Annotated in this window: 8 protein-coding genes; 3 read left to right on the top strand and 5 right to left on the bottom strand. The window is 51.2% G+C overall.

From position 1 onward, the window contains the following. Positions 1-492: 492 nt before the first annotated feature. The 5 genes from HMPREF3047_RS09980 to HMPREF3047_RS09960 form a co-directional block, all read right to left on the bottom strand. On the bottom strand, positions 493-906 hold the full coding sequence (locus tag HMPREF3047_RS09980) for a hypothetical protein (protein WP_070713872.1): 414 nt from the start codon (positions 904-906) through the stop codon (positions 493-495). 217 nt (positions 907-1,123) lie between these two features. Next, positions 1,124-1,894 (bottom strand): exodeoxyribonuclease III, encoded by a 771-nt coding sequence (gene xth, locus HMPREF3047_RS09975; RefSeq protein ID WP_070713869.1) that lies wholly within the window; start codon positions 1,892-1,894, stop codon positions 1,124-1,126. Between the two features lie 167 nt (positions 1,895-2,061). Continuing rightward, positions 2,062-2,340, bottom strand: a complete 279-nt coding sequence (locus HMPREF3047_RS09970; RefSeq protein ID WP_003683896.1) for an ArsR/SmtB family transcription factor — start codon at positions 2,338-2,340, stop codon at positions 2,062-2,064. Between the two features lie 414 nt (positions 2,341-2,754). Continuing rightward, positions 2,755-4,536, bottom strand: coding sequence for an extracellular solute-binding protein (locus tag HMPREF3047_RS09965; protein ID WP_070647224.1), 1,782 nt, complete (start codon positions 4,534-4,536; stop codon positions 2,755-2,757). A gap of 99 nt (positions 4,537-4,635) precedes the next feature. Further along, positions 4,636-5,838, bottom strand: coding sequence for a YihY family inner membrane protein (locus tag HMPREF3047_RS09960; protein WP_070713866.1), 1,203 nt, complete (start codon positions 5,836-5,838; stop codon positions 4,636-4,638). A 99-nt stretch (positions 5,839-5,937) separates the two neighbouring features. On the opposite strand from HMPREF3047_RS09960, the gene wrbA reads away from it, so the two are divergent. The 3 genes from wrbA to HMPREF3047_RS09945 all read left to right on the top strand — a co-directional run bounded on the left by wrbA (position 5,938) and on the right by HMPREF3047_RS09945 (position 11,275). Continuing rightward, complete coding sequence (gene wrbA, locus HMPREF3047_RS09955; protein WP_070713863.1) at positions 5,938-6,543, top strand: NAD(P)H:quinone oxidoreductase; 606 nt, start codon at positions 5,938-5,940, stop codon at positions 6,541-6,543. Between the two features lie 210 nt (positions 6,544-6,753). Continuing rightward, positions 6,754-8,931, top strand: coding sequence for a TonB-dependent siderophore receptor (locus HMPREF3047_RS09950; protein WP_070713861.1), 2,178 nt, complete (start codon positions 6,754-6,756; stop codon positions 8,929-8,931). Between the two features lie 145 nt (positions 8,932-9,076). Beyond that, positions 9,077-11,275 carry a TonB-dependent hemoglobin/transferrin/lactoferrin family receptor gene (locus HMPREF3047_RS09945; RefSeq protein ID WP_070713857.1) on the top strand — a complete coding sequence of 733 codons (2,199 nt, stop codon included), beginning with the start codon at positions 9,077-9,079 and terminating at the stop codon, positions 11,273-11,275. Positions 11,276-11,308: the final 33 nt, after the last annotated feature.

Below are 11,308 nucleotides of genomic sequence, written 5' to 3'. Positions count from 1 at the left end.
CCTGTTGAAAGCCGCCAACAGGCTAAGTGTACCTGCTGCTGCCTAAAAGGCGGCCAGATACCTGATTATCAAGTATCAGAGGGGAATTAAGGGGGGATTTGGGTAAAATCAGGAGTGATCCAGCCGAAAACCTGTGCTTGGATTTCGGCTGTCTGGGGAAGGACTTTTTTGCAAAGGTCTCAGAATTTACAAAGATGAAAAAACACCGCACAAAATTGTACGGTGTTGAGATAAGCCTAATAATCACTCATGGATAAGATTAGTATCCATATGAAACAAATGAATGCAACAGTCATTGTAATAGTGAAAGCAATATCTGGTGATTCTGATATAGGAGATAAACATCTGCCAATACATGGTTCTTTATTTTTTTTGACAAATATAACTCCAATTATAAAATCTATTAATAATATACAAGTCGGGGTTTTGTATTTTTTATAGATTTCTTTTATTATGTCCCACATGTACTAATCCATTATGTATGATTGAAGTTTATAATCTCAAAAAAGCCATTTCTAAACGTGAACGGTTGTATAGCGCAGCAGTAACAATAGCTGTTCTGTATTGACGTTTATTGTATAGTGCATTAAACCAACCCACATAAGTTGCAATGATATTGTGATTTGGGTCTTCAACCCCATTCGCAAACATATCGGCTGTCAATCCGAATAAAACTTCTTTAAGCGAACCAGGTGCTGAATATAAGATATTGTATGTGATATCTATAGCAAGCATTGGTCTTGTACTGCGTTTGATGTTCTCTACGACATCATTCACAACTTCAATGACATCATCGTTGATGTTTTCTGGTTTATTGCTCGCAACAACACCTTTTCCCCAAATTGCATCAATAATACCGCTAATGACAATTTTTGTATCGTTATCTGTAAAAGTTTTTTGAGCCATTTTATTTTCTCCTATGTAGATTTGGCATTAAGAAAGCAAGCCGTAGCCTACACCCCCTCCAACCGCGTGTGTGCGGTACGCACGCACGCGTTTTTGGGTGTTCAAACCATTGTTTCAAACTTTCAGACAATTTCAAACGTGGTCTGAAAACTTTTAGAATAAAGGCCGTCTGAAATTCAATTTTCAGACGGCCTTATTGTTTATATTGCTTCAAAATCTAACAGTCAAATTCTGCAATAACCGGTGCATGGTCGCTGGGGCGTTCTTGGGCGCGGGTTTCTAGGTCGACGGTGACGTTGGTAAGGGTGGCGGCGAGTTCGGGGCTGGTGAGGATATGGTCGATGCGCAGGCCGAGTTTGCGTTGGAACATGGCGCCGCGGTAGTCGAACCAGGTGTAGAACGCGCCTTCGGGGTGGACTTTGCGCAGGCTGTCAGTCAGGCCGAGGTCGAGCAGGTTTTTAAACCATTGTCTTTCGATGGAGGAGCAATGGATTTTTTCGTGCCATTTTTCGAGGTCGTAGCAGTCGGCATCGGCAGGGGCGATGTTGAAGTCGCCGAGCAGGACGAGTTTGGGGTGGGCGGCCATTTCGGCGCGGACGAACTCGGTCAATGCGGCAAACCATTGTTCTTTGTATTGGAATTTGGGGCTGTCCAGGGCTTCGCCGTTGACGCAATAGACGTTGATGACGCGTACGCCGTTGATGGTGGCGGCGATGACGCGGCGTTGCGGGTCGTCGGGAAGGGCGGGAAGGCCGCAATGTACGTCTTGCGGCTCGTGGCAGCTGATGATGGCGACGCCGTTGTAGGTTTTTTGGCCGCTCCAGACGCAGTGCCAGCCCATCATTTGTAGGGCGGCGGCCGGGAATTTGTCTTGGTCGAGTTTGAGTTCTTGTAAGGCGAGTATGTCGGCTTGGTGGTCGGCCAGCCAGTTTTGTACTTGGGGCAGGCGGACGTTGAGGGAATTGACGTTCCAAGTGGCGATTTTCATGATGTTTCCGTGTGTGCTGTTGGGTGGGAAGGCGGCAGATTGTGCCTGTGTGCATGGGCGGTATTGTATAGCGGATTGGTTTATTTTTCGATATGGGCTGAAAGGGGCAGGCCGTCTGAAAGCTGATGTTTCAGACGGCCTTGATGTTGTGATGTGGAATAATTTGTTTATTCGGCTTGGTCTTTGAGCGTGCGCAGGGTATTGAGGATGGTGGTGGCTTCTTCGGAGATGAGGCGGTATTCGATGATGCGGTGGTAGCGCGTGAAATCGATGATGCCTTCGGTGCGCAGGCGTGCGAGGTGGTTGGCGATGCCGGTCGGGGAGGAGTCGAGCGCTTGCGCCAGTTCGGTAATGCTGCGGTCGCCGTCAAGCAGCAGAAAAAGAATGGCCATACGTTCGGGGTTGGCAATCAGTTTGAGAATGGTAGAGAGACGCTTGATTTCCATATTATTGTTCCTTTTGTCTGTTATATGAACGCTTGATTTAGGTTAAATTTGGATGATTGTAGTTTTTATTAAGATTAACCTTATAATTCAAACTCTTACCTTGCAGTGTACACGGTTTTGTAAAATTTGAGGACATTGTTTTGCAATTTTTTGTTCATTTTCGAGATTTTACTTCGGTTGTGAAACTGGATTGAAAAAAGACGAAAAGGCCGTCTGAAATGTTCCGTTGCAGATGATTTTGCTGACGGATGTTTCAGACGGCCTTTGATTTGGCTTTAAGTTGTTTTTTCTTTTATGTTTGTGTTGAATCAGCCGATTGATTGTTTTTAAACAAACAACTAGGTTTTATGATTCTATGCTTAGGACTACACGCCAAGGGCTTGTCAGACGCTTGGACGTGTTGTCGAAATGCGACTACTTTTTCTTCCAGCCTGCGGTCATGGCGAAGGTGATGGGGTCGTAGTATTTCGGCAGCTTGGACGGAATGCCGACATCGTTACGGTACACGACGCGGTAGCGGTCGGCGAACCAGTTTGGAACGATGGTGTATTGGTGGCGAATCAGTCGGTCGAGCGCGCGCGAGGTGGTTTGCAGCTCTTGGCGGTTGGTAAAGCTGTTGAAATGGGTCAGCAGTTTTTCGACCGCAGGATGACAGACGCCGGATAGGTTGCGGCTGCCTTCGGTTTTGGCGGCGGCGCAGCTGAAGTAGTCGTATTGCTCGTTGCCGGGGCTTTCGCTGTTGCCGTAGTAGCCGGTGGTCACGTCAAAATCGAAGTCGTTCATGCGTTTTTGGTACACGGCGGAGTCGGCGGTGCGCACGTTCATGGTAATGCCGATTTTGGCGAGGTCGCTCTGCCATTTGGAGGTAATGCGTTCGTAGTTTTTGCTTGGTGCGAGGAATTCAAAGGTCAGCGGTTTGCCTTGTTTGTCGACTGCTTTGCCGTTTTTGTATTGATAGCCGCCTTTTTCAAGCAGGGCGCGTGCTTTGAGCAGGTTCGGGCGCACGCCCAGTTTGGGGTCGGTAACCGGCGGCATAGGGACGTCTTGATCCAATACGCCGTCGGGCAGCTTGGTGCCCAATGATTTGAGCAATGCGGTTTCCGCGCTGTCCGGCTTGCCGGTTGCGGCCATGGTGCTGTTGGTGAAGAAGCTGTCGGTGCGGCGGTATGCGCCGTAGAAGATGCGGCGGTTGACGCTTTCGTAGTCGAAGCTTTCAATCAAGGCGCGGCGGACGTAAATATTGTCCAAGGGCTTGTGGCGCATATTGATGACGAAGCCTTGCATGCCGGCCGTGCTGTTTTGTATCCATTCGTGTTTGGACAGATTGCGTTTTTTGAGGACTTCGTCGGAGTAGGCGCGTGCCCAGTTGCGGGCGACGTTTTCTTGTACGAAGTCATATTGGCCGCCTTTCAGTCCTTCGATGCGGACAACTTCGTCTTTGACGTATTTGATGCGGATGTGGTCGTAGTTGTAGCGGCCTTTGCGTACGGGCAGATTTTGCGCCCAGTAGTTTTTGTCGCGGACAAACTCGCTGATGCGGCCGTTTTCGGCTTTGGCAAAACGGTAGGGGCCGGAGCCGATCGGCAGGCTGTTGGGTGCGGCGGCCAGGCCTTTGGGATAGCTTTTATGCGAGAAGACGGGCAGGCTGCCGAGAATCATGTGCAATTCTGAGTTGCGCTGTTTGAAGCGGAACACGACGGTGCGATCGCTGGGCGTTTCCACTTTGGCCACGTCGCTCCAGTAGAAGTGGTACATGGGGGCGGCAGCTTTGTCTTTGGTCAGGATGTTAAATGAAGCGGCAACGTCTTTGGCCAAAACGGGGTCGCCGTTGTGGAATTTGGCTTTAGGGTTGATTTTGAAGGTAACGGAAAGGCCGTCCGGCGCCAGGGCGATGTCTTCGGCAATCAGGCCGTAAACGGCGTAAGGTTCGTCCATGCTTTGCTCGGTCAGGGTGTCGAGCGTCAGCATGCTGATGCCGTATTCGTGGTTGCCTTTGAGGGTAAAGGGATTGAGCGTGTCAAAAGCACCGAGGAAAGGCGTGGTAAACGAGCCGCCTTTGGGAGCGTTGGGATTGACGTATTCGAAGGCGGTGAAGTTGGCCGGATATTTCGGTGGTTGGCCAAGGCTTACGCCGTGGGCGGCAAAAGCGGCAGATGGAATCAGACCGAGCAGCGAGAGTAGGGCTGGTGTTTTCATCTATTTTTCCTTGTAGGTTGAATGTAGTATTCAGTAGTGTGCTGATTATAGCAAAGGCCGTCTGAAACTTGATATTTTTGCTTTCAGACGGCGTCAGGTTTAAGAGGATTGTTTTTTCGTATGGGCACTGAACTCGGCCAGCGTCATGTTCAAGGTTTCCAAGCAGGGCTGCATGATGTGGTCAACCGTTTGATTAACCTTGTCTTTATTAAGCGTTTGCGGACGGTAGACAAAGAGTTTGAACAGCTCAGCCAAGTCGATGGACTCCGCTCCCATTTTCAAGACCCAGCCCTGACGGCCGGAATAGACATAACCGTGTTGTGCCAGCTTTTCTAAAAGCTCGCCCAATTCGTCAAAGCCCATATTGATATGCCGTCTGAACTCCTGCACCGGCAATGCCTTGCCGTTTTGTTGGGCAGAATCGAGCAGCAGCAGGATTTTCAATACATCGTCAAAGCGGCCGCGCGCATCCAAACTGCGGCGGAACGCTTCGCCGCGCCAGTAGGACAGGGACGAGGTCAAAACCGCGCCGCCCAATACCAGCGTCCACAACAGGTTGAGCCACAACAGGAAAAACGGTACAGCGGCAAATGCGCCGTAAATCGATTTGTAGCCGTCAAAGTTGCCCATGTACCACGCGAACAAAAAGCGTGCCGTTTCCAAGCAAAACGCCGTTACGGCCGCGCCGACCAAAGCATGGCTGGCAGGCACGAAACGGTTGGGCACAAAGCGGTATAAACCCCACAGCAGTAGCGTAATAAATGAAACCGTGGTTATGCCCCTCAGCCATTCCGAGCCGCCCACCACTTGCACCTGACCGATTACGACCGACAAGCCCACGCCCAAAGACAAAGGCCCAAACGTCAGTAACGCCCAATACACCAAAAACTGCATCATCCAAGGCCGTTGCGAATTGACACGCCAAATCCGGTTGAACGCATTGTCTATCGTCCGAATCAACATCAGCGAGGTTACGACCAACATCACACTGCCGATCGCCGTCAGATTGGTGGCCTTATCGCGGAACGCATTGATGTAGTCAAACACCATGTCCGCGCCCTGCGGAACGATGGTGCGGTTGATAAAAGAGATAAATTCCCCCGACCATTGGTCGAAAACAGGGAAGGCAGAAGCGATGACGACCATCACCGTCAACACGGGCACCAAAGCCAAAAGCGTCGTAAATGTCATGCTTGCCGCCACCTGCGGCACGCGCTCCTCATCAAAACGGCGCACGACAAACCAAGCGAACGCCACGCCTTTACTCTTTAAAAAACCTTGCCACCATTGCGAAAACGGCATAACCTTTTCCCACTTTTAAATTGAAATTTCTTCTTTTCAGATGACCTGAGTATTTAAAAGGCCGTCTGACACCTGACAGCATTGTAACGGAAACCCCAAATGAACCCAAATCCTCTGAAAATCCTCGTTCTCTTTTATTCCCAAAATGGCAGCACGCGCAACCTTGCCCGCCAAATCGCACGCGGTATCGAAAGCGTGGACGGTTGCGAAGCCGTATTGCGTACCGTTCCCAAAGTTTCCACCGTTTGCGAAGCCGTTGAAAAAGCCATTCCCGACGAAGGTGCGCCATACGCGACTGCCGACGACCTCAAAAATTGCGCCGGCCTTGCGCTCGGCAGCCCGACGCGTTTCGGCAATATGGCCGCCGCGATGAAATACTTTATCGACGGCACCATTCCCCTTTGGCTCGGTGCAGAACTCGTCGGCAAACCCGCCACCGTTTTCACCAGCACATCTTCACTGCACGGCGGCCAAGAAAGCACCCTGCTGACCATGATGCTGCCCCTGTTGCATCACGGCATGGTCATCAGCGGCATTCCATATACCGAGTCCGCGCTCAGCAATACCCAAAGCGGCGGCACGCCTTACGGCGCAAGCCATGTTTCCGGCTACGACAGCAAGCCGGCATTGACCTCCGAAGAAAACGATATTGCCTTTGCACAAGGTAAACGTTTGGCAGAATTGGCAAGAAAATTGGCAGACTGATTTTTTGTGATAAAAAGATTGAGGCCGTCTGAAAACCTGATGATGCGGGTTTTCAGACGGCCTTTTTAGTTAATTAGGGCTAGATTAAAAATAAATATTTTGAATTAAACGAACTACTTAGAAAATAGTGATTAGAACATAGTTTCATCGGACTACATCTTTTTGATAGAATCTGCCACCAAATTAAAACATCAGCTAACTGGAGAAGCTATGTCACTACCTGTATTCCCCTATGGCAAATTAAGCTTTGCCGTCAGTCTGGCGCTGTGTTCGGCGTATTCTTTCGCAACCGAAGTAGAAAATACCCAGCCGCAAGAACGTGTCGATTTACCGACAGTTACCGTCCAAGGTGTCGGTAAACAGACTACTTCCAACTACACCATTCCCGCTTCCTCCGCCGCGACAGGCATCCGCCTGACCCAGCGCGAAACGCCGCAGTCCCTGTCTGTCGTAACGGCAAAACAAATCGAAGACCAAGGCTTGGACAGCCTGCAGGACGTATTGAAACAAACACCGGGCGTATTCCACAGCAAAATGGGCAACAACGTATCCGGCCACAGCCAATTTATTTCGCGCAGTCAGGCTGTTGACAGCATTTCCGTGGACGGCGCGCCTAAATTCCTTTACGACGGCAAAGCCATCCGCCGCGGCACCAACAATCTGGACAGCACATTGTACGAACAAGTCGTCATCGTGCGCGGCGCAAGCGGTTTGTCCAATGGCGGTATGGGCGAGCCGGGCGGTACGGTTGCTTTGGAACGCAAAAAACCGACTGCCAAGCCTGTCGTCAGCGTGGAAGCCGGTGTCGGTTCGTGGAACCATTACCGCTTCGTCCTTGATGCCAATCAGCCTTTGAATGCAGACAATACCTTGCGCGGCCGCGCTATTTTGGTCAGCGACCACGGCGGCGATTACCTGCCGAACACTTCGCGCCACAATCATACTTTCTACGGTACTTTGTCTTACGATATCACGCCGCAAACCCAATGGCGCCTCGGTACGGAAATACACCGTTTCCGCAATACCGGCAGCTCGCGTTTCAGCTACCTGACGGCAGCAGGTTCGCGCCGTACTGGATTCATACCATTTGAGTCTTCGCCACGCAGCAATTCTTCCGCACGCTGGGCATACGGCAAAGACACCAGTGCCGAAGTATTCACTTCCCTCAGCCATGAGTTTGATAACGGCTGGAAACTGACAGGCGATTACAGCCATGTTTCGGGTAAAAACGACATCGTTTCAGGCATTGCCGGTACTTTTGTCATTAATTCGGATTACTCCGCGCTCTTTACATCCGACCGCGACCGCAGCAAATACCGCGATCAGAATTTTGCGCTGGCCTTAGACGGCTATTATCCGGCGTTGGGTCGCTCGCACGAGTTCAATGTTGGCATCAGCCATCAGGACAACAAAGAAAACCTGTCTTTCTATGACGAAGGCGAATCGACGATTCCTGATTTGCGCCTCTTTAACGGCAATATCGCCAAACCCGATATGCCGTATCTGCGCGATGGTTTTTCACGCATGAAAAACCTGTCGGTTTACGGCTCGACCCGTTTCAAACTGACCGATAAACTCGCCTTTATCGGCGGCAGCCGTTTTGTGGATTGGCGTTACCGTTACAGCACCAGCCGTAACAAATTCGCACACAGCAGCCACAAACAAAATGTTTTCATTCCTTATTTGGGCGTAACCTACGACATCGGCGACAATCTGACCGCCTATGCATCTTACACCACCATTTTCCGTCCGCAAGTGCGTTACCTGACCAAAGACGGCGCGGCGCTCAAACCACAACGCGGCAAAACCTACGAGACCGGTTTGAAAGCATCATGGTTTGAAGGCCGTCTGAATGCTTCCGCCTCCGTCTTTATGAACAAACGCGACCATTTGGGCGTTGTTGCAGGCAAATTCGCAAATGGCGAGGAATACTACCGCGCAGCCGACAACACCACAACAAAAGGCGTGGAACTCTCTGTCGGCGGCCGTCTGAGCGAAAAATGGCTGCTGAATGCATCTTATGCACGTTCCAAAATTAAAGACAGCGAAGGGGTTCAACTGCATCCGTCTTATCCGGTTCATCTGTTCAAACTCTTTACCGCGTATGATGTGACCGACCGTTTGAACGTGGGTGCCAACGTCAACTGGCAAAGCCGCAGCCACACGCTGGATGAATACCCTGCAGACATCAATCCAGCCGCCGCCGCTGCATTGACCCAACGTCCGTACGCAACGCTGGACTTGACCGGTCATTACAAAATCGGCAAATCCACCCGCATCAGTTTGGACTTTGAAAACGTCTTTAACAAACGCTATCGCACCATGCCGGATATTCACGTTTACGGCACGCCGCGTAGTGTGACTGCAACGGTTAAACATACGTTTTAATTGAATAGCAGAAGTAGGACAGGCCGTCTGAAAACCTAAATTATCGGGTTTTCAGACGGCCTTTTGTTTATATCTTAAACTTGCAAAAACCGTCTGTTTGTTTTATAAATGCAAACCATTATTATTCAAATAGTAAGGTTATGTAATGAAAAAGAAAGCGATTGCCTGTGTAATAGGGGCGGTTTTTTCCGGACAGTTATATGCGGCTCAGATGCCGGTGGCTCAGGCAGAAATAGAGCCTGTGGTGGTCACGGCTGACCGCAATGCGCAAACCTTGGATAAAGCCGCGCCGAATGTGTCGGTTATCGGACGTAAAACCTTGAATCAAGCCTCGGCGCAGAATTTGGACGATATCGTGATGTATGAATCCGGCGTCAGCGTGCCGTCAGACAACAACCGCCGCGGTCATGCCGGTATCAATATCCGAGGCATAGACGGCAACCGCATTCTGATGATGGTAGATGGCGTGCGCATTCCCGAATCTTATGCAGGCGGTGGCTCCAACGGCGCGATTTCGGGACGCGATATGGTCGAAAGTGACACGCTTAAGCAGGTCGATATTGTCAAAGGCCCTTATTCCGCGCTGTACGGCAGCGACGCGCTCGGCGGCGTGGTGAACATGGTGACGCTTTCTCCGAGTGATTTCGTCGATGCGGGCAAACGCGGTCATTTCGGTTTGAAACACGGCTACCGCAGTCGCGACCGCAGCCATGGCGTGACGGCGACTGTGGCAGGTTTCCATGAAAACGCCGAAGGTCTGCTGATGCTGACGCGCCGTCAAGGTCATGAAACCGAAAACATGGGCAGCGATACCAGCTACTCGACTGCGCGTACTGCCACCAATCCACAGAAAAACAATGCCTACAATATCTTGGCGAAAGGCAATATCGGCAACGAACACCACCGCTTGGAAACTTTGTACGAACAGTATTACCACGCCAACGATACCGTATTGGCAAACGGCTTGGGTTCGCAATCGCGCGGACCGGTAACCATCGCAACATCTGAGAGCAATGCCCGCGACCGTATCCGCCGTCAACGTATCGAAGCGGGCTACCGCTACACTGGCGAAGGCCATCTGAAAGAAGCGAACCTGACTGCCTATCAGCAAAAACTGCGTACGGAAGACGATGCCGTCGATGCGAGCATTACGCGTATGGGCGCGCGCCAATTAGGTAATTCGACCCGTTATTCCGACTACGGTTTCAATCAGACCATACGCGGGCTGAACGGGCGCGGCGTGTGGGAATTTGACGGCACGGTCAAACAAACCGTCGTTGCCGGCGCCGAATACAAACACACCGAGACCGCCCGTCCGCGCGACAGCCTGACAGTGGACAATCTGACCGGCGCCGTCAGCAAAGTTTATGCAGGCAGCACCTATCCGAATAAAACTTTCCCTGACAGCAAGCGCAAAACGTTCAGCGTTTACGCACAAGACAGCCTAACCTTCGGCAACGGCATCGTCCTAACTCCGGCCTTACGTTACGAAAAAGACAAGCTGAACACGTCGACCGACCAAGCCTATCTCAATGCCAATCCCGGCGGAACGGCGACGCGCTTCAGCGATTCCGCGTTTACGCCCAGCCTGCGCCTGAGTGTGCCGATGGGTGAGCAGTTCACCGGTTTTGCCACTTATTCCCAAGGCTTCCGCACGCCGCCGTTTGACAGCGCGACCATGGCGTTTGCCAATACGACCTACGGCTATGCGGTCATTCCCAATGCCAACCTCAAATCCGAACGCTCCAATAGCTTTGAATTGGGGATGAAATTCAAAAACGAACGCGCCCGTGCGCAAGTCACCGCGTTCTACAACCGTTACCGTAACTTCATCAACCGCACTGAAATCGGTACCTCCACCGTTGGCAGACGCCCGATTATCCAGTACCAATATCAAAACCTTGATCACGTCAAAACCTACGGTGCCGAAGCTTCTGCCGCCTACAAATTCCTGCCGGGCTGGCAAGTCTCCGGCAGCATCGCTTGGATGCGCGGTGAGCAGCAGGACGGCAAACCGTTGGATTCCGCTTATCCGCTCAACGGTGTTTTGGGTTTGGACTACACGCAGGAAAAATGGGGTGTCGGCACCAAGCTGCGCTGGTCGAAAAAACACAGCCGCGTCAGCAGCGACACTGTTTTCCAAGCGCCGGGTTATGGCGTATGGGATATCGGCGCGTGGTACAAGCCGTTTAAAAACCTCGAAATCGGCGCAAACATCTACAACGTCGGCAACAAAAAATACTGGCAGCACGCAGACGTTGCCGGCATGAGCCGTACCAGTGTGATGGACTTGTACACCGAAACCGGCCGCAATTTCGCCGCAACCGTACAACTGAAGTTCTAATGTGATTCAACCGTTTTCAGACGGCCTGAGAAA

This window comes from Neisseria sp. HMSC075C10 (assembly GCF_001815615.1).
Classification (GTDB): domain Bacteria; phylum Pseudomonadota; class Gammaproteobacteria; order Burkholderiales; family Neisseriaceae; genus Neisseria; species Neisseria subflava_A.
This window is presented reverse-complemented; position numbering and strand designations above follow the sequence as displayed.